Consider the following 26,522-nt stretch of genomic DNA (forward strand, 5'->3'; position numbering starts at 1 on the left):
GCTGTCTGGTCCGTTTGGTGCGGGTGGTCCACTGGTCCCCGTGATCAGCCGTCGAGGCCCGCGGCCAGTTCGTCGAGCTCGTCCTGCTCCAGCCCCCTCAGCGACATGCCGGAGGCACTCCGGTCCACCCGGGTGGCGAGAGCGGTGAGCGCGGCGAACCAGGACTCGGCCAGAGCCCGCACCTCCGGCTCGGTGAGCACGCCGTCGGGCCATGACCAGTCGGCCACCAGGTGCGGACCCGAACCGGTGTCACGGACGACCGAGTTGACCTCCAGGACGTGGGCGGCGGCCAGGCCGGGGTCGGAACCGGTGCCGAGCGCCGACGACTCGGGGGCGAAGGTCCATGCGGTGGCGTCGGCGGTGTCATCGGCGGTGACCCGGCCGAGGTAGTTGAAGCCGATCGCCGGAGTGGGTGCCTTGGCCAACTCGGCTGCCGTGTCGGGGTTGAGGTGGCGCAGCAGGCCGTACCCGGCGCCGTGGTCGGGCAGTTCGCGCAGCCGCTCGGCGACCCGGGCGGCGGCGACGTCGGCGGCGGGCCCGGCGGCCAGCGCATCGCTCAGGTCGATGCCCGCCAGGTCCAGGTGGACCGGGTAGAGCGAGGTGAACCAGCCCACGGTGCGCGACAGTTCGAGCCCGGGTGCCAGCTCCTCACGGCCGTGCCCCTCGACGTCGAGCACGACGTGCGGGGAGCCCTGCTGTTCGGCCACGGCCAGCGCGAGACCGGTGAGGAGGACGTCCTGGGTGCCGGCGCGGAAGGCGGACGGGACGGTGGTGAGCAGCGGGCCCGTCGTCCCCGGCGGCAGGGTCAGCCGCAGCGAGCGTGTCGTGGCGGCGGTGTCCTGGTCGGGGTCGAGCGGCCGGGAGCCCAGCGGGGTGCGGGGCGCGTCCGCGATGCGGAGCCACAGCTCGGCCTCGGCCACCCGCGACGGCGTGCGCGCCTGCTCGCCCAGCGCCACGGACCAGCGGCGGAACGAGGTGCCGACGGGCGGCAGTTCGGGCCGCCGCCCGGCGGTGACGGCCGCCCAGGCGGTCTCCAGGTCGGGTACGAGGATGCGCCAGGACACCCCGTCCACGGCGAGGTGGTGGACGATCAGCAACAGCCGCCCGGCTCGCTCCGCTCCGGCGTCGAACCACACCGCCCGGATCATCGCCCCCGCCACCGGATCGAGCAGTCCCACGGCCCGTTCGAACTCCTCGGTCACGATCGTGTGGAGGGCTTCCGTGTCCGATGCGAGGTACGTGCCGGAGATGTCCCTGCGGTCGAGTAGATCGGCGGCGCGTACCTGGCCGGCCGGGCTGACGTGGAGTTCCCGAGCCGGAGTGAGCCGCGAACGCAGCATGTCGTGGTGATCGAGCACGGACTGCAGGGCGTCGGTCAGCGGCTGCAGACCGGCACCCGCGGGAACCGTCAGCAGGACGGACTGGCTGAACCGGCCGATCGGGCCACCGCGTTCGAACAGCCACCGCATGACCGGAGTGAGCGGGACGGCACCCGTGCCGTCACCGGGCGCGTGGACGGGCACCGTGCCCGCACCGGCCGCCCCCCGGGCCACCGCCGCCAGTTCCCTCACCGTCTGGTACTTGAAGACGTCCCGGGCGCTGATCACGACGCCGGCCTCGGCCGCCCGGCTCACCAGCCGGATCGTGGAGATGCTGTCGCCGCCGAGGGCGAAGAAGTCCTCGTCGAGCGGGACTTCGGGCAACGTGAGCAGCTCGCGGAAGAGCCCGGCGAGGATGCGTTCGGCCGGGGTCGCCGGCTCCTGTCCGGCGGGCGCGGCCGGGCGGCCCGGCACGGAGACAGCCGTCTCCCGCACCACTTCGCGGTGCACGTCGTCCCCGTGCAGGTCGACGTCCTCGACGCGTGACCCCGGGTCGGCGGCTACGGAGGTCAGGAAGCGGACCAGCGCGCGGGCGATCCGCTCGGCGGTGGCAGGGAGGAACAGGTCGGTGTTGTACTCGGCGATACCGTCGATGCCCGCCGGACCGCCGTCGGCGTCGCGGCGCTCACGCAGGTAGAGACAGAGGTCGAAGCGGGCGGCCCCCGTCTCGATGTGCTCGTCGGCGACGACCAGCCCGGGCAGGGACGGCTCCGGCCCGGTGCCGTGGCCGGTGAAGGCGATCACGACCTGGAAGAGCGGGTGGCGGCCGAGGTCGCGTCCCGGGCTGAGGGCGTCCACGAGGACGTCGAAGGGCACGTCCTGATGGGCGTAGGCCGCCAGATCGAAGTCCCGGACCCGGTCGAGGAGTTCGCGGAACGTGGGGTTGCCCGAGGTGTCGGTGCGCAGGGCCAGGCTGTTGACGAAGAAGCCGACCAGGTCGTCCAGCCTGCTGTCGTCGCGTCCGGCGACCGGGGTGCCGAGGGTGATGTCGGTGCCTGAGCCGAACCGGGTGAGCAGCGCGGCGAGCGCCGCCTGGAACACCATGAAGAGCGTGGCCTTCGAGGTGGCTGCGAGGTCGCCGAGGTCCGCGTGCAGTCCGGCGTCGATGGTGAAGCCGGCCCGGCCCCCGTCGCCGCTGGGTTCGGCGGGCCTCGGACGGTCGGCCGGGAGGGGAAGCACGTCGGGGGCCCCCGCCAGCGCCTCGCGCCAGAACGCGAGGTGACGGTTCATCGGGCTGCCGGGCTCGGTCGCGGAGCCCAGTGCCTCGCGCTGCCACTGCGCGAAGTCGGCGTACTGGACGGGCAGCTTCCGCCACCGCGGGGCTTCCCCGGCGGTCCGTGCGGCGTACGCCGTCTCCAGGTCGCGCAGCAGCGGTGCCCTGGACCAGCCGTCGACGGCGATGTGGTGGGCGAGCAGCAGCAGCACGTGCGTCTCGTCGTCGAGCGCGTACAAGGTGGTGCGCAGCGGGGTCTCGGCCGTGAGGTCGAAGCGGTGCCGAGCGGCGGCGGTGAGGAGCGCGGGGAGTTCCGCCTCGGTCGCCGGTACGACGGCGAGCTCCGGGCGGCCCGCCTCCGCGTCGAGGATGCGCTGGTACGGAGTCCCCTGGAAGTCGGGATGGAGTGTGCGCAGCGGCTCGTGCCGGGCCACGACGTCGGCGAGCGCGGCCCGGAGCGCCTCCCGGTCGAGGGGGCCGGTGAGCCGCAGGGCCCAGGGGACGGTGTAGGTGGTCTCGCCGCCCTCCAGGCGGCTCATGAACCACAGCCGCTGTTGCGCGTACGACAGCGGGATCGGGGCGTGTCCGCGTTCCCCCGGGGCGAGTTCGGGGCGCCGTGCGTCGTCTCCGGAGCCGAGCCGCCCGGCCAGCCCGGCGGGGGTCGGGTCCTCGAAGACCGCGCGTACGGGCAGTGCCCTGCCGAAGGCGGCCCTGATCCGGTCGGTCAGCCGCATGGCGAGCAGGGAGTCGCCGCCCAGGTCGAAGAAGCCGTCGCCGGCGCCGACCCGGTGCGCCTGAAGACCGAGTACCTCGGCGAACAGCCCGCACAGGATCTCCTCCTGCGGGGTACGCGGGGCGCGGCCCCCACCGGACGGTGCGACCGGCTCGGGCAGGGCGGCCCGGTCCAGCTTGCCGTTCGCGGTCAGCGGCAGCCGGTCCAGGACGACCACGGCGGCCGGGACCATGTGCTCGGGCAGCGTGCGGCCCGCGTGGCGGCGCAGTTCGCCGGCGTCGACGGCGCCTCCTACGACGTAGCCGACCAGCCGCTCGTCCCGGACGAGGACGACTGCCTGTGTGACGTCCGGGTGGCCGGCGAGGGCCGCCTCCACCTCGCCGGGTTCGATACGGAAGCCGCGGATCTTGACCTGGTCGTCGGCCCGGCCCGCGTACTCCAGCTCACCGCCCGCCGACCGGCGCACCAGGTCGCCCGTGCGGTACATGCGCTCGCCGGGCCCGCCGAAGGGGTCGGCCACGAACCGCCCGGCCGTCAGCCCCGGCCGGCCCAGGTACCCGCGTGCCAGGCCCGCCCCGGCGACGTACAACTCGCCGACCACGCCCGGCGGTACGAGCCGCAGCCCCGCGTCCAGGACATAGGCGCGCAGGTCGGGGATGGCGTGCCCGATGGAGCCGGTGGCGGCGCGTGCCCTGTCCTGGGTCAGGGGCAGGCCCGTGACATGGACCGTCGTCTCGGTGATGCCGTACATGTTGACCAGCACGGGCGCTTCCCGCGGGTGCCGGGTGAACCACTCGGCGACCCGCGCGAAGTCGAGTGCCTCGCCGCCGAACACCACGTACCGCAGGGACGATCGCCGACCGAGCGACGGTGACGCGGCGTCCGCGCGCAGCAGTTCCCCGAAGGCCGACGGCGTCTGGTTGAGCACCGTGACGTTCTCGCGGACGAGCAACCGCAGGAACTCCTCCGGCTCACGGCTCACCGCGAACGGCACGACCACCAGCGTGCCGCCGTGCAGCAGCGCGCCCCACAGCTCCCACACCGAGAAGTCGAAGGCGTAGGAGTGGAAGAGGGTCCATACGTCGTCGGGGCCGAACGCGAACCAGTGGCGGGTTGAGCCGAAGAGCCGTACGACGTTCCGGTGGGGTATCGCGACGCCCTTGGGGCGGCCCGTGGAGCCTGAGGTGTAGATGACGTAGGCCGTGTTGCCGGGGTGGGCGGCCGGGGCGGGCAGGGGCGTGGCGGGACAGGCGAGCGACTCGGCCACCGTGACGGCGGGGACCGTGCCTGTCACGGGCGCGCCGTCCGTGGTCACCAGCAGCACCGGATCAGCGTCGTCGAGCATGAAGGCCAGGCGGTCCGCAGGGTACTCCGGGTCCATCGGCAGGTAGGCGGCACCCGTCTTCAGCACCGCGAGAATGGCCACGACCAGATCGGGCGTGCGCGGCAGAGAGAGGGCGACCAGGCGCTCCGGACCCGCGCCTCGCCCGGCGAGCAGGTGGGCCAGGCGGTTGGAGCGCTCGTCCAGTTCGGCGTACGTCAGCCGGATGCCCTCGTACACGACAGCCGTGCTGTGGGGGCTGCGCTCGACCCGGCGGGCGAACAGTTCGGGAAGCGTGGCATCCGGACTTTCCGCCGTACGCATCTCACCGAGCAGCTCTTCCCGCTCGCCCGGCAGCAGCGCCTCCACCTCTCGGACGGGACGCGACGGCGCGGTCGCCAGGGCCGCGAGCACAGCGGCGAAACGGTCCAGGAGCGCACGGGCACCGCTCTCGTCATGGACGTCGGGCCGGTAGGACAGCCGAACCGCCAGGCTGCGGCCGGGCAGTACGGAGAGGGTCAGCGGGTAGTGGGTGGCGTCACGGCCGGTGAGCTGGGTGACCCGCGAGGCGTCCTGGCCGGCGGGCGCGGGGTAGCTCTCGAACGCCAGCAGGGTGTCGAAGAGATCGCCCGTGCCGGTGGCGCGCCGGATGTCGGCGAGGCCGAGGTACTGGTGGGGCAGCAGGCCCGACTGCCGGCTCTGGATGCCGGTGAGCAGATCGGCGACCGAGTCGGCGTCGTCCCAGCGGACGCGCGTGGGGACTGTGTTGATGCAGAAGCCGACCATCGAGGCCACGTTCGGCAGCTCCGGCGGGCGGACCGTCACCGTCTGGCCGAACACGGTGTCGGTGCGGCCGGTCAGCCGGCCCAGCAGCACACCCCAGGCGCCTTGGACGAGGGTGTTGAGGGTCACGCCGAGCGAGCGAGCCGTCCTCTCGGCGGTGGCGGTCAGCTTCTCGGAGAGTTCGACCACGACTTCGTGCGGGAGGACGGTCGTGGCCGGGGCTTCGGGGACGAGCAAGGTGGGCTCGACCACCCCTGAGAGGGCGTCCCGCCAGGCTTCCTCGGCGGCCGTACGGTCCTGACCGGCGAGCCACGCCAGGTAGTCGCGGTACGGCGGCACGTGCGGCAGGACGGTCGGATGCTCACCCCCGTACAGGGCGGTGAACTCCCGGACGAGCAGCTGCTTGGACCAGCCGTCCAGGAGGATGTGGTGGTTGGTGATCAGCAGCCGGTAGCGGTCCGGGGCCCAGCGGACGAGCAGCTGACGCAGCAGCGGGGGCTTGGCGAGGTCGAAGCGCCGAGCACGCTCCTCGTCGAGCAGCCGCTGCCAGGCCGCCTCCCGCTCCCTCTCCCCGAGTGCGGACACATCGGCCTCGGCCCACGGGAGTACGACGTCCGTCGGCACGATCTGGAGCGGCCGGCCGGCGTCGCGGCGGCGGAAGCACGCCCGCAGGTTCGGGTGCCGGTCGAGGAGGGCCTGCCCGGCGGCTCGTACGGCGGCGGGGTCGACATCGCCCGTGAGCTCCAGGATCTGCTGGGCGGCGTACACGTCGGGGCTCTGGTCGTCGTCGTAGAGGGCGTGGAAGAGGAGCCCCTCCTGCAACGGCGACAGGGGCAGGATGTCGGCGATTCCGGACCGAGTCACCGTGGGTTACCTCCACTCGCTCGCGAACTCGGCTTCGAGTTCGTCGATCTCCGCTTGGGACAGCGACACCAGGGGCAGATCGGACGGGGTGTGCCCGCCCGCCGACGTGGCGCTGGTCATGCCGGTCAGCGCGTCGCACCACAGGCCGGCGAGGGTGCGCACGTCGTCCTCGGACCAGATGCCGGGCGCCCACGACCAGGTGGCCCGGAGCCCTTCGTCGCCGGCCACGGCGGTGATCTCCAGGCCGTGGGCGACGGGGAGGGCGGGGTCGTGGGCGGTGCCGCCCGGGTACGGCAGCGGTTCCGGAGCCGGTGACCAGTCGCCGTCCGCCGTACGCCCCGTACTCGCCGTACGGCCGAGGTAGTTGAAGCCGACCTGCGGAGCCGGGTGGGCGGCGAGTGCCGGACCGGTGGCGGGGTCGAGGTACCGGAGCAGACCGTGTCCGATGCCGTTGTCCGGAACCACGCGCAACTGCTCCTTCACACTCCGCAGCACCTGCGCGCAGTCGTCCGGGTCGAGCCCGGTGAGGTCCAGCCGCGCCGGGACGACGCTGGTGAACCAGCCCACCGTCCGGGAGAGGTCCACACCCTCGGCCACCTCCTCGCGGCCGTGCCGCTCGATGTCCAGCAGCAGCACCGGGTGGCCCCGCCATCGGGTGAACGCGAGGGCCAGCCCGGCAAGCAGGACATCCTCGGGGCCGGCGTGGAAGGCGGCGGGGACCGTGGTGAGGACGGTGCCGGTGACTGCGGCGGGCAGCGTGCGCGTGAGGTGGCGCATCGTGCCGATGACGTCCCGCCCCGGGTCGGGCCGGCGCGCGCCCAGCACCGGGTCGGGGACCTGGAGCATCCGCTGCCAGACGTCCAGCTCGGACGTCCGCGTCCGGGCCTGCCGTTCCAGCAGCAGCGACCAGTGGCGCAGCGACGTGCCGACCGGGGGCAGTTCCTCCCCGCGCCAGGCGGCGGCCAGGTCGGTGCGGAGGATGTGCCAGGAAACGGCGTCGACAGCCAGGTGGTGCACCGTCAGCAGGAGCCGTCCGGGACGGTCGGGTCCGGCGTCGTACCAGACGGCACGTACCAGTTCGCCCGCCTCCGGCCGCAGTTCGGGCAGCTGTCCGAAGTCCGGGACGGTCGTCACGCGTTCCAGAAGGGTGCGCGCGTCGACGGAGCCGGGCGGCGGAATATGGGCTTCCCAATCGCCGCTCAGGCGCATCCGCAGTGCGTCATGGTGGTCCAGGATCGTCTGGAGCGCCCTCGAGAGGCCCGTCTCGTCGGCCCCGGCGGGCGTGACCAGCAGCACCGACTGGCTGAACGAGTCGATGGGACCGCCGCGTTCGCGCAACCGGTGCATCGCCGGAGTGAGCGGCAGCTCACCGACGGCGGGCTCCCGCGCCGCGGCCACCGGTGCCGGGGCCGGGCGGGTCACCGCCACCGCCGCGAGGCCTGCGACCGTGCGCTGCTCGAACACATCGCGGGGGGTGAGGCGCAGCCCGGCCGCGAGGGCGCGGCTGACGAGGTGGATGGAGGCGATGCTGTCTCCGCCGAGGTCGAAGAAGCCGTCGTCGACGCCCACACCGTGCCGGTCGAGCCCGAGCACCTCGGCGAACAGCCCCCGCAGGGTCTCCTCCTGCGAGGTACGCGGGGACCGGCTGTCCGTTTTCACGGTGACGGAGGGAGCCGGCAGCGCGGCCCGGTCCAACTTGCCGTTGGGCGTCATCGGCAGGGCGTCCAGCACCACCAGCGCCTCCGGAACCATGTGGCCGGGAAGACGGCGCGCCGCATGCGCCCGTACGTCCGCGCCGTCCACCTCGGCCGGCCCCACGACGTACCCGACCAGCCGTCGTACGCCCGGCCGGTCCTCGCGCACGGCCACCGCGGCCTGCTCGACGTGTTCGTGCGCGGTGAGCACGCCCTCGATCTCGCCGGGTTCGATCCTCAGGCCCCGGATCTTGAGCTGGTCGTCGGCCCGCCCGCGCAGCTCCAGCGTGCCGTCGGCGCGACGTACGGCCAGGTCGCCGGTGCGGTACATGCGCTCCCCGGGCGGCCCGAAGGGGTCGGCGACGAACCGCTCCGCGGTCAGGCCCGGCCGGTTCCGGTAACCCCGCGCCACTTGGTCGCCGGCCACGTACAACTCGCCTTCCACACCGGCCGGTACGGGGTTCAGCCACGCGTCGAGGACGTACGCCCGGGTGTTCCACATCGGGCGCCCGATGGGCACCGGGCCGGACGGGAGGTCGTCGCCGGGTTCGATGCGGTGGTCGGTGCAACCGACGGTGAGCTCGGTCGGGCCGTAGTGGTTGATCAGCCGTACGCCGGGGTGGTCCCGGCGCCAGGAACGCAGCGCCTCCCCGACCAGGGCCTCGCCGCCCAGCATGAATTCCTCGGCGGGCGAGATGTCGTGCGGCAGCGCGGGCAGCAGCGCGAGGTGGCTGGGTGTGGCCTTGAGGAACGTGTAGCCGCCGGACAGCGGCTGCGCGCCCGCCTCGTGGACGGCGGCGATGTGCACCCGTCCGCCCACGGCGAGCGCGCCGTGCAGGGTCGTCACGGTGGCGTCGAACGACATGGTGGCGTGCAGCAGCGAGGCACCGCGCAGGCTCGGATACGCCTCCGCGCAGCGCGCCACGTACGTGGTGAGGTTGCGCTGTTCCACGACGACACCCTTGGGGCGGCCGGTCGTGCCCGAGGTGTAGATCAGGTAGGCCGGGTCGGCGGGGCGGGCCTCGGTGAGCTCGATGCCGGGGGCGTCCGCGTCCGGGCTCACGATCGGGCACGCCACGGCGACGGGCGGCTCCTCCCCGGCGATGAGGCACACGGGATCGGCGTCGGACAGCAGATACGCGGTTCGCTCGGCCGGATGCTCCGGGTCGAGCGGCAGATAGGCCGCACCCGCCTTGAGGACCGCCAGCACAGCCACCGCGAGGTCGACGGACCGTGGCAGCGCGAAGGCGACGATCCGGCCCGGCCCGGCGCCGTGCGAGGTCAGTGCCCGGGCCAACCGGTCCGCACGCGCGTCGAGTTGCCCGTAGGTCAGGTTCGTACGGGCATCCGTCACGGCCACCGCATCCGGCGTCTCGGCCGCCCGCGCCTCGAACATCCGGTGGAAGGCCGTCACCGGCAGCTCACGAGCGGTGTCGTTGAACTCGACGAGCAGGCGTCGCCGTTCGCCCTCGCCGAGGATGTCGAGCGCGCCGATGGGACGGTCGGGCTCGTCCACGGCGGCCCGCAGCAGTCGCTCCAGCCGGGCGGCCAGCTCCTCGGCCGTCTGCCGGTCGAAGAGGTCCGCGCTGTACTGGAGGATGCCCTCGATGCCGTCCGGGAAGCCGTCGCGGGTGCGGCGCTCGCCGAGGTTGAAGGTCAGGTCGATCTTGGTGGCACCGGTCTCCACGGCCAGCGCGCCGGTCGTGAGGCCCGGCAGGTCGAGCCGGGGTTCCGTGCCGCCGGGGCGGAAGGCGAGCATCACCTGGAACAGCGGGTGCCGGGCGAGCGAGCGCGGCGGGTTGAGGGCCTCGACCAGCTGCTCGAAGGGCAGGTCCTGGTGGGCGTAGGCCGCGAGGTCGGTCTCCCGGACCCGGCCGAGGAGGTCCCGGAAGGTGGGGGCGCCGGAGGTGTCGGTGCGCAGGACGAGCGTGTTGAGGAAGCAGCCGATCAGGTCGTCGAGCACCTCGTCGGCGCGGCCCGCGACCGGTGTGCCGAGCGGGATGTCGGTGCCCGCGCCCAGCCGGGTGAGCAGCGCGGCGAGGCCCGCCTGTACGGCCATGAACACCGTCGTGCCGGTCTCGCCCGCCAGCTCGCGCAGCCGCCCGTGCAGCTCCGCGTCCAGCCGTACGGGGATGTCGCCGCCCTGGTGCGTGGCGCGGGTGGGGCGGGGGCGATCGGCGGGCAGGGCGAGTTCGACGGGCAGCCCGGCCAGGGCCCCCTTCCAGTACGCCAGCTGACGGTCCATCAGCTCGTCGTCGGCCAGCAGTTCCCACTGCCGGACGCCGAAGGCGGCGTACTGCACCGGCAGCGGCGCCCACTGGGGGTCCCGTCCCTCCAGCCGCGCCCGGTACGCCGTGGCCAGATCGCGGACGAGGGGCTCCAAGGACCAGCCGTCGGCCGCTATGTGGTGCAGCACCAGCAGCAGGACGTGGTCCTCGGGACCGAGGGCCAGGAGGTGGGCGCGGAACGGGGCGTCCTCGGTGAGCAGGAACTCGTGGCGCGCCAACTCGGCGAGTCGGTCGGGGAGTTCGGCCTCCGTGACACTCTCGGCGTGCAGCCGTGGCCGGGCCTGCGCCGGGTCGAGGAGCCGCTGGCGCGGTGTGCCGTCGGCGTCCGGGTAGACCGTGCGCAGGATCTCGTGCCGGGTGACGACGTCGGCCAGGGCGGCGCGCAGAGCGTCCGGATCGAGCGCGGGCCCTGTCAGCCGTACGGCGAGCGGAATGTGGTACGCCGCACCGGACCCCTCCAGCCGGTCGAGGAACCACAGCCGCCGCTGCGCGGACGACAGCGGAGCCTCGTCGACGACGGCACCCGGCGTGAACGGCCGGGAGGCGGGCCGTACGGCGGTGTCCGTGCCGATCAGGGCGGCCAGGGCCGCCGGAGTGGACGCCCCGAACAGGTCCCGCAGTGTCAGGTCCGCACCCAGCGTGTCGCGGATCCGGCCGATCAGGCGCAGGGCGAGCAGGGAATGGCCGCCGAGGGCGAAGAAGCTGTCGTCCGGACCGGTGGCGGGCAGGCCCAGGACCTCTGCGAAGAGGCCGCACAGTGCCTCCTCCCGCGGGGTGCGCGGGGCGCGGCCGCCGGTGCGCACGGACGGGACCGGCAGGGCGGCACGGTCCAGCTTGCCGTTGGGGGTCAGGGGCAGTCCGTCCAGCCGTACGACCGCGGAGGGCACCAGGTAGTCGGGCAGGCGGTCGGCGAGGTGGGCGCGCAGGGCGTCCGGGTGCGGTGCCGTGCCCTCGACGGGAACCGCGTACGCGATCAGACGGCGGTCGCCGGGACGGTCCTCACGGACGAGCGCGACCGCCTGGGCGACCTCCGGGTGCGCGGCGAGGGCCGCCTCGATCTCGCCGGGCTCCACCCGGAACCCGCGCAGCTTGACCTGGCCGTCGGCCCGCCCGTGGAACTCCAGCTCGCCGTCCTCGGCCGGCCGCACACGGTCCCCGGTGCGGTACATGCGGCTGCCCGGCGGGCCGTACGGGTCGGCGGTGAAGCGTTCGGCGGTGGCGTCGGGGCGGCCGAGGTAGCCGCGGGCGACACCGGGCCCGGCCACGTACAACTCGCCGACAGTGCCCGGTGGGACCGGTCGCAGGGCGCTGTCGAGCACATAGGCGCGCATACCGTCGAGCGGGCGGCCGATGGGCAGTGCGTCGGGCACCGAGGCCGTGTCGGGGCAGGGGCGGCAGGTGGCGAAGGTGGTGGTCTCGGTCGGGCCATAGCCGTTGGTGACCGTCAGCCCCGGGCAGGCCGTGAGGACCTGGCGCACCGCGGACGCGGGGACGGCCTCGCCACCCGCCCACACCTGGCGCAGCCCGGCGAAGCAGCCGGGGTCCTCCTCGGCGGCCAGCCGGAACAGCCCTGCCGTCAGCCAGAGCGCCGTCAGTCCGTGCCGTGCCGTGAGGCGGGCTACCGCGGCGGCGTTCAGGTCCTCGTCCGCCGGTGCGACCACGGCCGTGCCGCCGCCCAGGAGCGGCACCCACATCTCGTACGTGGACGCGTCGAACGCGGTCGGCGAGTGGACCAGGACCCGATCGTGCGCGCCACCGCCGAACGCCGAGTCGGCGGCGAGGGCGGTGATGTCCCGGTGGGTGACGGCGACACCCTTGGGCGTGCCGGTGGAACCGGATGTGTAGCTGACGTATGCCAGCCGGTCCGGGTGCAGCGGCACGTCCGGGTCGGTGCCGGGCTCGGCGGCGAGGGACGGGTCGGCGGCGCCCACCACGCGGAGACCGTCGTACGCGCCGCCCGTGCCGCTCGCGTCGCCGGTGCCGTCGGTCAGCAGGACCTCCGCGCCCGTCTCGTCGAGGATCCGCGCGGTGCGCGCGGCCGGGGCGCGCGGGTCGAGACCGACGTAGGCGCCACCCGCCTTGAGGACGGCCAGCAGAGCAACGATCAGGTCGTCGGAGCGGCGCATCAGGACGGCGACCCGGTCCTCGGGGCGGACTCCGAGCCGGAGCAGGCGGTGGGCGAGCCGGTTGGCGCGGGCGCTCACGTCCCGGCAGGTGGTCTCACGGTCGCCGTGGACGACGGCCGTGGCGCCGGGTTCGGCGGCCGTGCGCGCCGCGAAGACGCCGGGGACGGTACGGCTGTTCCCCGGGAGGGGAACCGGCCCGTCGAGCCGGGCCCCCTCTCCGGGCGCCACCAGCTCCACCCGGCCCACCACCGTGCCGGGGCCCACGGCCGCCGCCGCGAACCGCTCCACGAAGCGGAGCAGCCGCTGGTGGTGGGCGGTCAGCCCGGCGTCCGTGAAGTGCTCGGGGCTCGCGTCCAGGTCGACTCGGACGCCCTTGCCGTCCGAGCGGTCGTAGACATTGACGGCGAGGTCCTCGACCGGCCCCGTGGACAGGTTGTGGCGGGTGGTGGGATGCCCTGCGAAACGCAACTCGGGCCCGAAGGCCATGATGTTGACGACCGGGCCGAAGAAGCGGCGCCCGTCCTGCGGCCAGTCCAGCGCGCGGCGCAGGTCCTCGCCCCGGAAGCGCTGGTGGGCCAGCAGTTCGCGGGTGGCGCGGGCGGCCTGCCGTACGAGGTCGACGGCGGGGGTGTCGGGCCGTACCGACAGCCGCAGCGGGAGCACGTTGGACGCCATGCCGGGGGTGGTGAGCTCGGTGTCGCTCTCGCGGCCGGTGACGGCGAGGCCGAGGACGACGTCCCGGGCGCCGGTGAGCCGGTGCAGATAGGCGGCGGTCGCCGCGAGGACGACCCGCGACCAGCGGGTGCCGGCGCGTTCGGCGGCGGAGTGTACGAGGTCGCCCGCCGGTCCGGGCAGGTGGCCGGTGCGGCGCAGGAAGCGGTCGGCGACGTGCGGCGGGCGGCCGGTCAGGTCCACGGGGTCGGGCCGGTCGGCGAGGGCTCGCGTCCAGTGCGCGTGGTCCAGCTCGTGCCGTTCGCCCGCGCGGTAGGCGCCGTCTGCGGCGACCAGCGGGGCCAGGGGAGCGGGTGGCGGGGTGTGCGGGGTGCCCTCGGCGAGCGCGGTGTAGGCGTCGGCCACCCGCCGGGCGATCAGTGAGCAGCTGAAGCCGTCGACGGCGATGTGGTGGTAGGCCTGGTACCAGATCCAGTGGTCGTCCGCGAGCCGCAGCAGCGCGTACCGGTACAGCGGGCCACGGCCGAGGTCGAAGGGCGTGGCGAAGTCGGCCGCCATCCACTCCCGCGCGGCCTCGGCTCCGGCCGCGTCGACGACTGGCAGGGTCCAGCCGGGACCGCTCTCGCCGGGCTCGGGGTCGACGAGCAGGCGTACGCCGTCGTCGTCGGACGCGAACCGGGACCGCAGCGTCTCGGTCGCGTCCACCACCTGCCGTACGGCCGCGCGGAGCAGCGTCGGATCGACGGGGCCGTGGATCTCGGTGTACTCGCCGACGTTGTAGGCGCCGCCGGCTCCGTCGAGCCGCTGGCCGAACCACATCGAGCGCTGGGCGGCGGACGGCGTGAGTGTGCGTGGCACGGTCATCGGCCGGCTCCCGACGTGGTGGTGGACAGCTGCCGCCCCACCTGCTCGGCGACCGCCTGCGGGCCCTCGCCCCCGGGGGACCAGGCGGCGCGCAGCCAGGGCTCGGCGGGGACGAGCGCGAGGTCGTCCGCCCGGCGGGCCCGGCCGCCGCCGGTGACGTTGAGGAGGATCAGCTCGTCGCGGCCGACGCGCCCGGCCCCTACGGCGTCGGCGAGCGCGGCCAGCGCGACACCGGCACCGGGCTCGATGTCCACGCCCTCGATCTCCTCGAACAGGGCCATGGCGGCGAGGGCGGCTTCGTTGTCCACGCGCAGGACCTCCCCGCCGCTCTCGACCAGCACCTCGCGCACACCGCCCCGGACGGTGAACGGAGGTCGGCGGTTGGTCAGTTCGCGGGCCAGCGGCTCGTGCTCACGGTCGGCGGGGGCCCGCCCGCCCGAGCGCCAGGCCTCGTACAGCGGGGCGAAGGGCGTGTTCTGACACATCAGCAGACGCGGCAGAGGCTCGTCGCCCGAGCGGATGCGGCGTGCCGCCTCATGGGCGCCGATGGCTCCCGTACCGCTGCCGACGGCCTGGACGTACGTCCGGGGGAGGCCTCCGATCGCCTCGGCAGCGGCGAGCATCACGGTGCCCAGACCGTCGCGGCGGGCGACGTTGCGGGAGCCGCCCTCGGCCTGGTGGCCGGGCAGCCGGGCCAGCAGATCGGCGCAGGAGATGGCGTCGCTGTAGGTGGCGTCGCCGTCGAGGACGACGATACGGACGCAGGGGTCGAGCGGGCCGGCGAAGCGCATGCCGTCCAGGGCGGGAGCGGGCACGACGATGAGGCAGGGCGTCCGGTGACGGGTGGCGGCCCAGGCGAACGCGGCGGCGGTGTTGCCGGCCGAAGGGATCACGAGGACGGGCGGGTCGGCCGGCAGACGGCCGAGGACCGTGTAGGCCTCCAGGTCCTTGAAGGTGCACGTCGGCAGCTGCGCCCCGCGCTCCGGCCAGTAGCCGTTGAACGCGACCCACAGTCGGGTCAGGCCGAGACGCCGGCCGAGCTCCCTCGCGCGGTACACGACAGGGCCGGGCACGTCGGGGAACGTCCGCGCCACGGGCAGCAGCCGGGCGTGACGGAAGAGCCCGGTGCCGCTGTGCTCCGCGGGGCCGTCGTACTCGGTGCGCAGAAAGGCCGGTTCATGCCGGCGGGAGCAGTCGAGGATGAGGCCGTCGTCCTCGTACCGGGCTCCGCAGGAGGAGCACACGATCGTGTAGTGCCGATTTCCCGGACGTACTTGGGGGTGTACTCGGGACATTTTTCCATTGCCTTCCGCAGGGCCGCGCTTCGGGTCAATTCCAGCCGGGCCACTGCGAATTCGAGGCGACTCCTGTATTGCCGTCTCCCTAACGCCCAGTTGACATTCTGCCCGCTTTCGCGATTTGGTCTATACCAATGGACTGTTCAGTTCCGCTTCATCTCCCCTTCCTGGGAAGGTGGTTGAGCTGGCATGAGTCATGGGCAACGATCCGTGGCGCACATGTCGCGACGAAGGAACGGCGGGGAAATGGGCGAGAAGTCGACACAGGAAGTCGTGACGGAGCGGGCAGATCCTTCACCTTCGCCATGGCTGCCTTCCCATGTTCCGGTCAGCTTTTTCCCAATGAATGGAAAAGCCGGTGACGGTGAATCCTCCGGGGAATACAAGGAGCCCGCGCCCGATGAACTCCTCGCCGCGTACCGCAAGATGGTCGTCGGGCGCCGCTTCGACGTGCAGGCGACCGCGCTGGCCCGACAGGGCAGGCTCGCGGTCCACCCGTCCAGCCTCGGCCAGGAGGCCTGCCAGGTCGGCGCCGCGCTCGCCCTGCGCGACACCGACTGGCTGTTCCCCACGTACCGGGACTGCACCGCCCTGATCAGCCGTGGCATCGACCCCGTCGAGGCGCTGACCCTGATGCGCGGCGACGCCCACTGCGGCTACGACCCGGTACGGCACCGCACCGCGCCCCAGTGCACCCCGCTGGCCACCCACGCCGTCCACGCCACCGGCCTCGCCCACGGCGAGCGCCTCAAGGGCACGGACACGGTCGCCCTCGCCCTTCTCGGCGACGGCGCCACGAGCGAGGGGGACTTCCACGAGGCCCTGAACCTCGCGGGCGTCCTGCGCGCACCGGTGGTCTTCCTCGTGCAGAACAACCGGTACGCCCTCTCCGTCCCGCTCGCCGACCAGACGGCGGCACCGACCCTGGCGTACAAGGGCGTGGGCCACGGCGTCCGCTCCGAGCAGGTGGACGGCAACGACGCGGCGGCCGTACTCGCCGTCCTGACCACCGCCGTCGAGGACGCGCGGGCGGGCGGCGGCCCCTGGCTGGTCGAGGCCCACACCTACCGCATGGGTCCGCACACCAGCGCCGACGATCCGTCCCGCTACCGTCCGGCCGAGGAGGCCGAGCACTGGCGCGGGCGCGACCCGATCGACCGGCTGGAGGCCCGGCTGCGCGACCGCGGCCTGCTCACCGAGGACGACATCACCACCACGGCGGCCGAAGCCGAGGAGTACGCGGCCCGCCTGCGCACCCGCCTCGCCGAGCACCCCGCCCCGGACCCACTCGCCCTCCTCGACCATGTGTTCAGCGCCCCGACCCCACAACTTGCCGAGCAACAGGCCGCCCTGCACGCCGAGTCGGAAGGACGCTGACATGACGGTGACGACCCGGGCGACGGCCACCACGATGGCGAAGGCCCTGAACTCCGCCCTGCGGGACGCGCTCGAAGCGGACGAGCGGGTCGTCGTCTTCGGCGAGGACGTCGGCCGGCTCGGCGGAGTCTTCCGGATCACCGACGGGCTCGCGGACACCTTCGGCGAACGGCGCTGTTTCGACACCCCGGCCTGCGAGGCGGGCATCGCGGGCCTCGCGGTCGGCATGGCGATGGCCGGGTTCCGGCCCGTCGTGGAGATGCAGTTCGACGCGTTCGCCTACCCGGCGTTCGAACAGATCGCCTCCCACATCGCCAAGCTCCGCAACCGCACTCGCGGCGCCCTCACCCTCCCTCTCGTCATCCGCGTCCCCTACGGTGGCGGAATCGGCGGAGTCGAGCACCACAGCGATTCCAGCGAGGCGTACTACGCGCACACGCCGGGCCTGAAGGTCGTCACGCCCGCGACGGTGGCCGACGCGTACTCACTCCTGCGGGAAGCCGTCGACGACCCGGACCCTGTCGTGTTCCTGGAGCCCAAGCGCCATTACTGGACGAAGGACGACGTCCGGCTACCGACACGCACCGAGCCGTTCGGCACCGCGGCGGTCCGCCGCCCCGGCACCGCCGCCACGCTCGTCGCGTACGGCCCGTCGGTCGCCGTCGCCCTGGAGGCCGCCCGGGCGGCGGCGACCGAAGGCATGGACATCGAGGTACTGGACCTGCGCACCCTCGTCCCGCTCGACGACCACGCCCTCACCGAGTCGGTACGGCGCACCGGCCGCTGCCTGGTCGTGCACGAGGCACAGGGCTTCGCCGGGGTCGGCGCAGAGATCGCCGCACGGGTCCAGGAACGCTGCTTCGACGCTCTGCAGGCCCCCGTGCTGCGCGTCACGGGCCTCGACATCCCCTACCCGCCACCGCTGCTGGAGAGCGCGCATCTGCCGGGCGCCGGACGGGTGCTGGACGGATTGCGGCGACTGCTGCCCGACGGCGGACGGCCGGGGGTGGCCGTACGGCGGGCGCTTGCGGTACCCGCCGGCGGGGCGGGCACCGACGGCCGGACCGTGCGCACCTTCCGACTCCCGGACCTGGGCGAAGGTCTGGCGCAGGCCGAGGTACTGGAATGGACGGTCGCCGTGGGCGATCACGTCACCCACGACCAGACCGTGGCCGAGGTCGAGACGGCCAAGGCCGTCGTCACGCTGCCCAGCCCGTTCGCCGGGACGGTGACCGCCCTGCACTGCGCCGCCGGAGAGACCGTCGAGGTCGGAGCGCGACTGATGTCGGTGGCGCAGGCTCCCGGGGAGGGCGGGGCGAATGCCGACTCGGCTCCGGAGGCGGGCTCGGGTGCCGGCACCTCTCCCGGGACCGGGTCGGGGGCGGTGCTCACGGGGTACGGAACCGGAGCGCGCAGCGGCCTCGTGGCGAACCAGGCCGGCTCCCCGGAGAACGGTGAGCCCGGCACCGCTCATCAGCCAGGCATACGCATCCCCCTCGACGCTGCCGCCGAGAAGTTCCTCCGCGCCCACCGCGACACACCCGCCGTCACCATCTGGGCGGACGCGGATGCCACGGGCCTGCTCGCCGCCCGTGACACCCATGGCACGGGTCTGCTTCCCCTGCTGGCCCGCGCCTGCCTCTCCGGGCTCGCCGCCTTCCCCGAACTGAACGCCCGGGTGGACACCGGCCGGGCGGAGATCGTCCGGCTGCCCCATGTGCACCTCGGCTTCGCCGCTCAGACCGGTCACGGCCTGGTCGTTCCCGTCGTACGGGACGCCGACCGGCTGCCGCTCCACGCGCTCGCCGCCGAACTGCGCCGCCTCACCGACCTCGCCCGGCGCGACGCGGTCCCCGCCGGCCACCTCACCGGCGGCACCTTCACCCTCAACAACTACGGTCCCCTCGGGGTCGACGGCGCCACCCCGATCCTCAACCACCCCCAGACGGCGATGCTCGGTCTCGGCCGCCTCGTCGACCGTCCCTGGGCGGTGGACGGCCGCGTGGAGGTACGCAAGGTCACCCACCTGTCTCTGACCTTCGACCACCGCGTCTGCGACGGCGGCACCGCGGCCGGATTCCTGCGCCACGTGATCGCGCGCATCACCGCCGCCGAAGAAGCCGACGGGGGCGAAGACGTCCCAGCTCCGTGAACTCACCGTTGCGAGCGCGGCCCGAACCCGACCTCGGCCTCGGGCGCCAGGCCGAGCTGCGGGCCGGTGAGCCGTTCGGGCGCCGTGATGAGGATGTTGTAGTGGTTCGGGAAATGGCAGGCGTCGAACCCGAGGACCGTCCCCACCAGGTTCCCGCCGGCCCGGACCTCGTCGCCCCGGTCGATGACGCCGGCGCAGCCGATCTCCACGAAGCCCAGGAATCCGACCCGGTCGATCCGGGCGCCGGCGGCGGTCTCCGTGTGGTCCGTGGTCACCAGTTCGTGCACCTCCCCCTGTCGGACACACCGGCTCGCGAACTCCTCCAGAGTCATCCCCCGGTCCTCACGCCGGTGGGTGAGGACCTTCACCAGCCGTCCGTACACGGCGCGCTTGGCACCGTCCTCTCCGGGTGTCACGGGTGGCGTACCTCCTGTCGGGGGTGGGAGCGGGCGGCGCCTTCGCAGGCGTACGTGGCGGCCACCAGCTCCAGGGCGGCCAGACCGTCGGGGCAGTTCGGCCGGCGGCCGGACAGTACGCCGGTGAAGTCCTCCAGCACGCCCACGTATTCATGCCAGAGGGACCCCTTGAACCCGGGATGGCCCGCGAGCATGTCGGCCCGGTCGACGGTCCCGTCGGCGAGCCGCACCTCGACCGTCTTGCGCTCGCCGGGACGGGACCAGTCGAGCACCACCCGGGCCGCCGCGCCGGACGGGGCGGTCAGCGACACCCGGGCCTGCCGGTCGACGCCGCGCGCGTCGCGGTGCACGGTGGCCTCGGTCACCCGTACGTCTCCGAGGAACAGGCGGACCAGATCGAACGCGTTGGGCCCGTTGTCGGCGACGCAGCCGCCCCCGCAGCGCTCCGGGTCGAGATACCAGCGGTCCAGGCCGGCGTGTTCCTCGATCGTCTCCTCGTAGCGCACCGTCAGCGACACGATCGGGGCGCCGGAGGCGATGCGCCGGCGGAGCGCGTCGACCTCCCTGTTGTAGCGGCGGTGGAAGGAGGTGAACAGCACGGCGCCGTTCTGCCGGGCGAGACGCGCGAGATGACGGCCGTCGTGCGGACGCGTGGCGAGCGGCTTCTCCACGCACACCCCGCGTCCGGCCGCCAGCGCGTCCCTGCACACCGGGTAGTGCAGGTCGTTGGGCACGTTGACCACCACGGCGTCCAGGTCCGCTGCCCGCAGCAGCTCGCGGTGGTCGCGGTAGCGCGGCACGTGCGCCGGCGCGGCGGCGAGCCGGTTCCCGTCGGGGTCGCAGACCGCCACCAGCCGCGCGCACGCGGCGTTTTCGAACGCGGCCAGGTAGAAGCGGGAGATGACACCGAGCCCGATGAGACCGATGCGGGGAAGCGTCATGCCGGGCTCCCCGCCTCTGTGGGCGGTACGGGTTCCGGGAAGCCGAGACCGCTGCTCCGGGCCAGATCGAGCATCTCCCGGTGCAGGACCGGCTCCAGCGGGACGCCGTGAACGCGCCGCTCGCGAGAGCGGGCGTCCTCCGGCCAGCCGGGATAGCGCACCGGTTCGTCCGCCCGGACCGGCGGGCAGCCGAGGAGGGCGCCGAACAGGCCGGCCGCGTCGCTGCGGAACTCCGCCTCGGGCCTGAGGCGCCCGGGGGCTACGGCCAGCAGGAAACAGCCGATGTCGTCGTCAGGGCCGGCCGGCTCCGCCGTCTCCTCCCGCGGCCCGGTTCCCGCTCCGGGGACGAGTGCGGACAGGACCTCGACCAGCAGACCGAGCCCGAAGCCCTTGTAGCCTCCGGTGTCCGGGTCACCGCCGAGCCAGCGCAGATGTGCCTGGCCGCGGTCGAAGGCCGCCGGGTCGGTCACCGGCACGCCGTCGTCGTCCTGGAGCCAGCCCGCGGGCACGCTCTGCCCGGCGCGTGCGGCGGCCCGGACCCTGCCGGTGGGTGCGACCGTGGTGGCCATGTCCAGGACGAACGGCGGCCGGTCGCCGGCCGGGGCGGCCAGCGCGAGCGGGTTCGTGCCCAGCATGGGGGAGCGTCCGCCGACCGGGCGGACGATCCGCTGCCGGCCGCAGTTGGCGGTGACCAGGCCCACCATGCCGTGCCGGACGGCGCGCAGGGCGTGGTGGCCCGCGCAGCCGAAGTGGGTGGCTCCCCGCACCGAGACCATGCCGACCCCGTACCGGCGGGCGCGCTCGACCGCCAGGTCCATCGCCTCGGTGGCGGCCCACAGACCGAGCGCCCGTCGGGCGTCGAGGAGCACCGAGGCGCCGCGGTCGGTGACGGTGCGCGGCTCCGCGCGCGGGTCGCAGCGGCCCGAGTCGAGCAGGGGCAGGTAGAGCCGGGTGAGGTTGGTGATGCCGTGACTGGTGAAGCCCGTCAGGTCGCCGTGGCACAGTGCCTCGGCGGCGGCCCCCGCGCGGCCCTCGGGCAGTCCCCTGGCGCGGAAGACCTGCGTCACGAACGCCAGGAGGCCCGGGTAGGGGACGCGGACGGCGACGTCGCCGGTGGTGCCGGAGGCCTGGGGCGGGACGGCGCACGGTCCGGAACGTGGCTGCGCGGCAGCCGGGGCGGTCGCGTCCGCTGAGGCTGTGGAGGTGGGGGAAACCGTAGAGGTCATCGAGGAGGGATCCCGTCCGCGGCCGCGCCGGGCACGGCAGCTGTGTGAGCGTCGGATGGTTCGTCGGTGCCTTCGCCGGGCGGCCCGTGGCGGACCCGGGCGACGAGAATGCGGGCGACCTCGTCGGCGTAGCGGTCCAGGGCTTCCAGGTCGACGTGTTCGCCGGGGGCGTGCGCGTGGTTGGTGTCCAGGTCGCCGGGGCCGAAGACCGCCGTGTAGCTGTCGGGTACGTCCGCCATCCAGATCGCGTCGCAGGTGAAGGCCGGCTCCTCGTCGGGCCAGCGCACCAGGCCCGCGTGTCGTGCCAGCAGTTCCTCGGCCCACGGCGCGCGGCCTCGGCCGTCCAGCGCGGGCAGGCCGCGTTTGTACCAGTGCAGGGAGGTGATCCGTGTCGCGTCGGAGGCCGTCCTGGCCAGGTCGGGGGTGCCGGCGGCCCCGGAGGTGAAGTCGGCGAGCGCTTCGCGCAGTGCCTGCTCCAGCGCGGTCTCGGCGGCTCGGCCGGCCGGCCGGGATCCGTAGGAGAGGTTGAGCAGCAGGCGGCCGGTGCCGTAGACCCGGTTGTGCCGTTCGCCGGTGTGCAGGCCGGCCACGCACACCCTGCCGTCGCCGATCCGCGGCGGCAGGGCCCGGGCGAGGTGGTGGCTGATGTGCCCGAGCAGCACGGTCGCGTTGTGACCGGCTTCGGGGCGGTCGTCCACGGCGTCCTCGCCCTCGACGCGGACCAGGGCCGTCATGGAGGCTGTCGAACGGGGCAGGAAGCGGTGCCCGGTGGGCTCGCAGAACAGGTTCAGCCCGCCGGTGAACCCGTCCTCCACCAGCGGCCTGGTGCCGAACGTGCCCATGGCACCGCCTTCTTCCCCGGCCACTGCCTGGACGAGCACACCGACCCGGCTGCCCAGGGCCGGCTCGGCGGCGCGAGCGGCCCGGATCCCGGCGAGCAGGGCGACGGCGGGGCCCTTGGCGTCGACCGCTCCACGTCCGGTGAAACGCCGGCCGTCGAAGCGGGCCGGCCACCAGCCGGCCACCGTGTCCAGGTGGACGTTGAACATCACCGTGTCCTGCCGCGGGAGTTCGGGGCCGAGGCGCAGCAACAGGCTGGGCTGCGAGGCCAGGAACGTCTCGTCGCGCGCCGCCTCCCGGACCGTGAGCGGCACGTCGTCCCGGCGCAGTGCTGCCGGATCCGGCGGGGCGTGGCGCAGCACCTCCAGACCGAGTGCCGAGGCGGCGGCCGCATAGGCCCGGCCGGCCTCCCACAGGCGCACGGCGGGACCGTCGGTGCCGGTTTCCAGGGGTCCGGCCGTGGGAGTGTTGAGCAGATCGAGCAGCAGGTCGTGATCGGCTGGTGTCAGCCGGACGGGCGCCGGCAGAACCGCGGTTGGCGAGTGGGCGGCGGATCCGGCCGGGAGAGCAGGCCGGGCCGGAACGTCAACCATGCCGCCCCCCACCGGCGGGAACCCGGTCGGGGAGGAATTCCTGCCGCACGAGCCGCGCCAGGCACCGCCCGTAGCGGACGAACTCCGCCACACCGTCGGCGCCGGTGCTGTCCTGGCCCTGGTGCGGTCGCAGACGGGTGTGCGGTTCGATGGACCAGGCCCCGGTGTAGCCGTGGTCGACCAGGGCCCTGAGGCAGGAGCGGACGGCGGACTCCCCGTCGCCCGGCAGTGTGTACGTGACCTGACCGTCCGGCCCGGTCCGGGCGTCCTTGACGTGCACGTGAGCGACGTGGTCGATGATCTCGTCCAGCAGCGCGCGGGCGTCGTAGCCGTACGGCACGCCGTTGCCGGTGTCGAACAGCAGCCGCAGCGCGGGACCGCCGGCGCGGTCGAGGAGCTGCCGCATCCGGTCGGCCCGGGTACCGGCCCAACCGCTGCAGTTCTCGTGCAGCAGTACCAGGCCCTCCTGCTCGGCCAGCCGGACCAACCGGGCCATCCGGTCCAGCACCCGCCTGCCCCACTCCTCCTCGTCCAGACCGGAGTTGGGGTAGGACATCACCCGGACGAACCGGGTGCCCAGGGTGGCGCAGCGCCCGGCCAGCCGCCGCAGCTCCCGGACATCGTCCTCGAAGCGCCCGGTGATCGGGCGGCTCCAGTCGGCGATCCGGGAATCGACGCAGACGACGTCGAGACCGGCTGCCGCGATCCGGTCGGCCAGGTCGGCGAAGGCCCGGTCGTCGAGGTCGGCGACTGCGACGCCGTCGACGGTGCGCAGTTCGATCGCCGTCCAGCCGAGCCGGCGCAGTGCGTCCAGTTGCCCGGTGAGACCCGCTGCGGCCTCGTCCCCGATGCCCGCGAACCGGATACCGGGAGCCGACCGCCCGCTCGGGGCGTCCCCGGTCACGCCGCACCGGGGCTCCTCAGGGTCCGCTCCGGGACGGTCAACGCCCATGCGACAGTGCCTCCTTGTGAGCGTGCGTGCCGCCGGCGGGAGACAGGTCCGCCAGCCGTTTCGCCTCGTCGAGCAGCTCGACCGTCCGCACGTGCAGGCCGAGGTCGCCGGCACCGGCTCCATCACCGCCCTCGGCGTAGCCGCGATAGGCGTGGGTCAGACATGCCGTGAGGGAGTCATCATGGAAGACCTCGCGGGTGGTGTGGCCGTCATGTGTGATCTGCAACTGGGCGAAGTCGTCGTCCTGGCCGACCGCGTAGTGCCCGACGACGTTTCCGTCCTCCATGCCGAGGACGATCCGCCGCTGACGCACCGGTGCGGACAGGTCGGACAGCACCGTGCTGCGGATCCCGCCCGGGTGCTGCAGTTCGAGGTGTGCACCGCCCATGTTGGGCACCGTCGTCGTTCCCACTCGCAGGTCGGCGCAGCGCGCGCCGCGCAACTGCGCGTCACCCAGCAGGCGCAGGAGGAGACCCACCGCGTGCGGCGCCTCCACGTCGAAGGCGGAGGTGTGACTGCCGGTGCTCAGGGTGCGCCGGAACCGGGGCTTGTGCTGGGTGACGGAGACGGAACGAACGGCGCCGAGCCTCCGGTTGCCCACCAGCTGGACGAGACGCCGGGTCAGCGTGCTGTGCAGCCAGGGCGCCACCACGGCCAGGCGTAGCTCCTGTTCCCGCGCCAGCCGCAGGACGCACCGCAGCGTGTCCAGGTCACCGGCCAGCGGCTTCTCCATGAGGATCCGCGAGAACCCGAGCGCGGCCACCTCGCGGAGCACCTCGGCGCGCACAGCGGGGGGAGTGCACAGATGAACGACGGTCCGCGCCGGGTCGAGGAGATCGCGCGCCCGGCGCAGGGAATCGGCGATCAGCAGATCCCGCCGCTCGGCACGGGCGGTGTCGCCCGGGTCCACTCCCACGATGGGGTGATCGGCGAAGGTGCCGGGGACTTGGGAGCGGGCACGCGACAGCACCGGCACATGCAGCCCCAGACCCGATCGGCCCAGGCCGACGATCAACGTGTACAGCAAGGCTCGACCCCCTTTTTCGCGCGGCCTTTCTGGAATTCGCACACCGGTATGATTTCGCGTGCGAATGCGACATCGAGCGCACCGGGAGCGGGCCGGCGAATGGAATCGAAATTCTTCTGCATACCCATCACGTCCGTCCCTGAAACGCGCGGCAGTCCGCACGGAATACGTACGGCGAAGGATTACCACGGCCTCGGTGGATCGTATCCGATAGCGGCCTGCCGTGTGAGGGGGCGTCATTTTCGAGCCCTAGGGGAGTATGGCTGAAATTCACGGCGGAGATGGCTGTGGCGTCCGGCCGGACCGCCCGATGCGGCTCAGGCTGGCGACTCCGGCTGCAAGGCCGAACCCGTGGACGAATACAATCGGCCGCGACGCGGTGGCCGGCGAGCAGAAAAAATGTTCCTGCGCTCTTTGCGCGGCACTTCTCTCCATTGACAGGCCCAGAAGGCTGCGAGTACCCATGTATCCAGCAGCGAGGCTGAATCACCCTCACGGAATCCGAAAAATCACCTTTTCGGATTCCTGCGTTTTCGGGGGTGCGAGACAGGCGGATTTCTCCGCAGCTTTTCGACGACGAGGAGTCAGATGTCCGACAAGACTGCCCAGGCCGAGCGGCTCCGGCAGCGCTTCGCGCTGTACGACACCAACGGGGACGGGCGTATCGAGCGCGGCGACCTGGAGGCGGAGGCCCGGCGCATCGTCGAGGCCTTCGGCGAGGAGGAGAACTCCCCGAAGGCGCGGGCGCTGCTGCAGGCGTACCCGCACATGTGGGACTACATGATGGAACAGGCCGGCCGCGACGCCGGTGAGGCCCTGACGGTCGAGCAGTTCGTCGAGATCGCCGACGCCCAGATGCTGAGCCGGGGCGCCGTCGGCTTCAGCACCGTGCTCCGGCCCAGCATCCGCGCGATGGTCGACCTGTGCGACATCGACGGCGACGGGCAGGTCGATCCGCAGGAGTTCCGGAAGTGGCTCGGGGCCATCGGCAACGACCGCATCGACGCGGACGAGGCGTTCCGCCAGGTGGACACCGACGGAAACGGGCGGCTGTCCGTCGACGAACTCGTGGCCGCTGTGGGCAAGTACCACGCGGGCGAGCTCGACGCCCGCTGCTGGGTGTCTGACGCGCGGACCCACGGCAGGGCCCGCTCCGGAGGAGGATCGCTCGGAGAACCCCGTTCACCGACGCCGGCCGTTCCCGCGGGTGACGAGGACGGGCTCAGGTCCGCCGAAGCCCCCGGAACCGGCCGACGGGCCGTGTCCGCGGGGCCGGCGCCGGAAACCGGGCGCCTTCTGGTGCGCGCCGCACTGGTGCTGCTGTCCCTGGGACAGGGGGTGCCCGGCGCATGGGCTCTGTTCGCGCCCCGATCGTTCCACGACGCGTTTCCTCTCCCGGCTTTCGCGTGGCTGACCAAATTCCCCCCGTACAACGAACACCTCGTGCGTGACCTCGGTGCTCTGTCACTCGGCCTGACGACGGTCCTGCTGTGGGCCGCTGTTCGTCCCGAGCGGTCACTGGTGCGGGCGGCGGCCTTCGGCTGCCTCGCCTTCACGGTTCCGCACCTGGTATTCCACGTGGCGCATCTCGGGCGCTTCGAGACCGTGGACGTGGTCGGGCAACTCATCTCCCAGGTCGCCCCGATCATGGTGGCGGGAATGGTCATTCTGCTGAGTCGGCGAATCAGTGGTGCCGGCTTATGAACAGCGCTTTTCTTCTCACTCGTAAGAGTGGGTTGGAGAGGCTGCTTCAGGTAAGTATC

General features: G+C 73.3%; 12 protein-coding genes. 3 read left to right on the top strand and 9 right to left on the bottom strand.

All coding sequences use genetic code 11. The features are described 5' to 3' along the window. Positions 1–44: 44 nt before the first annotated feature. From ACH4G3_RS21470 to ACH4G3_RS21480, 3 genes are read right to left on the bottom strand one after another with little or no spacing between them, the layout of a single operon-like run. Positions 45–6,293 carry an amino acid adenylation domain-containing protein gene (locus tag ACH4G3_RS21470; RefSeq protein WP_397625997.1) on the bottom strand — a complete coding sequence of 2,083 codons (6,249 nt, stop codon included), beginning with the start codon at positions 6,291–6,293 and terminating at the stop codon, positions 45–47. A gap of 6 nt (positions 6,294–6,299) precedes the next feature. Further along, positions 6,300–13,937, bottom strand: a complete 7,638-nt coding sequence (locus tag ACH4G3_RS21475; protein ID WP_397625998.1) for an amino acid adenylation domain-containing protein — start codon at positions 13,935–13,937, stop codon at positions 6,300–6,302. Further along, entirely contained in the window at positions 13,934–15,232 is a 1,299-nt protein-coding gene (locus ACH4G3_RS21480; RefSeq protein WP_397625999.1) for a cysteate synthase, read from the bottom strand. The genes ACH4G3_RS21475 and ACH4G3_RS21480 overlap by 4 nt, the downstream gene beginning before the upstream one ends. 429 nt (positions 15,233–15,661) lie before the next feature. Here ACH4G3_RS21480 and ACH4G3_RS21485 point away from each other — a divergent pair, with 429 nt between their 5' ends. Beyond that, positions 15,662–16,612: a thiamine pyrophosphate-dependent enzyme gene (locus tag ACH4G3_RS21485; RefSeq protein ID WP_397626185.1), complete on the top strand. Its 951-nt coding sequence runs from the start codon at positions 15,662–15,664 to the stop codon at positions 16,610–16,612. Between the two features lies 1 nt (position 16,613). Beyond that, on the top strand, positions 16,614–18,764 hold the full coding sequence (locus tag ACH4G3_RS21490; RefSeq protein ID WP_397626000.1) for a 2-oxo acid dehydrogenase subunit E2: 2,151 nt from the start codon (positions 16,614–16,616) through the stop codon (positions 18,762–18,764). Between the two features lie 2 nt (positions 18,765–18,766). Here the strand turns inward: ACH4G3_RS21490 and ACH4G3_RS21495 are convergent, their stop codons facing one another. From ACH4G3_RS21495 to ACH4G3_RS21520, 6 genes are read right to left on the bottom strand one after another with little or no spacing between them, the layout of a single operon-like run. Further along, positions 18,767–19,180, bottom strand: coding sequence for a DUF6917 domain-containing protein (locus tag ACH4G3_RS21495; protein WP_397626001.1), 414 nt, complete (start codon positions 19,178–19,180; stop codon positions 18,767–18,769). Beyond that, positions 19,177–20,121, bottom strand: coding sequence for a Gfo/Idh/MocA family protein (locus ACH4G3_RS21500; protein WP_397626002.1), 945 nt, complete (start codon positions 20,119–20,121; stop codon positions 19,177–19,179). The genes ACH4G3_RS21495 and ACH4G3_RS21500 overlap by 4 nt, the downstream gene beginning before the upstream one ends. Beyond that, positions 20,118–21,347 (bottom strand): Ldh family oxidoreductase, encoded by a 1,230-nt coding sequence (locus tag ACH4G3_RS21505; RefSeq protein ID WP_397626003.1) that lies wholly within the window; start codon positions 21,345–21,347, stop codon positions 20,118–20,120. Before ACH4G3_RS21505 ends, ACH4G3_RS21500 begins: the two co-directional genes overlap by 4 nt. Then, positions 21,344–22,780: a M20/M25/M40 family metallo-hydrolase gene (locus tag ACH4G3_RS21510; protein ID WP_397626004.1), complete on the bottom strand. Its 1,437-nt coding sequence runs from the start codon at positions 22,778–22,780 to the stop codon at positions 21,344–21,346. The genes ACH4G3_RS21505 and ACH4G3_RS21510 overlap by 4 nt, the downstream gene beginning before the upstream one ends. After that, positions 22,773–23,684, bottom strand: coding sequence for a sugar phosphate isomerase/epimerase family protein (locus tag ACH4G3_RS21515; protein WP_397626005.1), 912 nt, complete (start codon positions 23,682–23,684; stop codon positions 22,773–22,775). The genes ACH4G3_RS21510 and ACH4G3_RS21515 overlap by 8 nt, the downstream gene beginning before the upstream one ends. Before the next feature lie 37 nt (positions 23,685–23,721). Beyond that, positions 23,722–24,759 (bottom strand): Gfo/Idh/MocA family oxidoreductase, encoded by a 1,038-nt coding sequence (locus ACH4G3_RS21520; protein ID WP_397626006.1) that lies wholly within the window; start codon positions 24,757–24,759, stop codon positions 23,722–23,724. Positions 24,760–25,347: 588 nt separating this feature from the next. On the opposite strand from ACH4G3_RS21520, the gene ACH4G3_RS21525 reads away from it, so the two are divergent. Continuing rightward, positions 25,348–26,463: an EF-hand domain-containing protein gene (locus tag ACH4G3_RS21525; RefSeq protein ID WP_397626007.1), complete on the top strand. Its 1,116-nt coding sequence runs from the start codon at positions 25,348–25,350 to the stop codon at positions 26,461–26,463. Positions 26,464–26,522: the final 59 nt, after the last annotated feature.

Source organism: Streptomyces afghaniensis (genome assembly GCF_044327915.1).
Taxonomy (GTDB): Bacteria; Actinomycetota; Actinomycetes; order Streptomycetales; family Streptomycetaceae; genus Streptomyces; species Streptomyces afghaniensis.

Bases quoted from the DNA above. Each gene is read 5' to 3' on its own strand.
- ACH4G3_RS21475 (WP_397625998.1), bottom strand. From the start codon at position 13,937: ATGACCGTGCCACGCACACTCACGCCGTCCGCCGCCCAGCGCTCGATG.
- ACH4G3_RS21480 (WP_397625999.1), bottom strand. From the start codon at position 15,232: ATGTCCCGAGTACACCCCCAAGTACGTCCGGGAAATCGGCACTACACG.
- ACH4G3_RS21485 (WP_397626185.1), top strand. From the start codon at position 15,662: ATGGTCGTCGGGCGCCGCTTCGACGTGCAGGCGACCGCGCTGGCCCGA.
- ACH4G3_RS21490 (WP_397626000.1), top strand. From the start codon at position 16,614: ATGACGGTGACGACCCGGGCGACGGCCACCACGATGGCGAAGGCCCTG.
- ACH4G3_RS21500 (WP_397626002.1), bottom strand. From the start codon at position 20,121: ATGACGCTTCCCCGCATCGGTCTCATCGGGCTCGGTGTCATCTCCCGC.
- ACH4G3_RS21505 (WP_397626003.1), bottom strand. From the start codon at position 21,347: ATGACCTCTACGGTTTCCCCCACCTCCACAGCCTCAGCGGACGCGACC.
- ACH4G3_RS21510 (WP_397626004.1), bottom strand. From the start codon at position 22,780: ATGGTTGACGTTCCGGCCCGGCCTGCTCTCCCGGCCGGATCCGCCGCC.
- ACH4G3_RS21525 (WP_397626007.1), top strand. From the start codon at position 25,348: ATGTCCGACAAGACTGCCCAGGCCGAGCGGCTCCGGCAGCGCTTCGCG.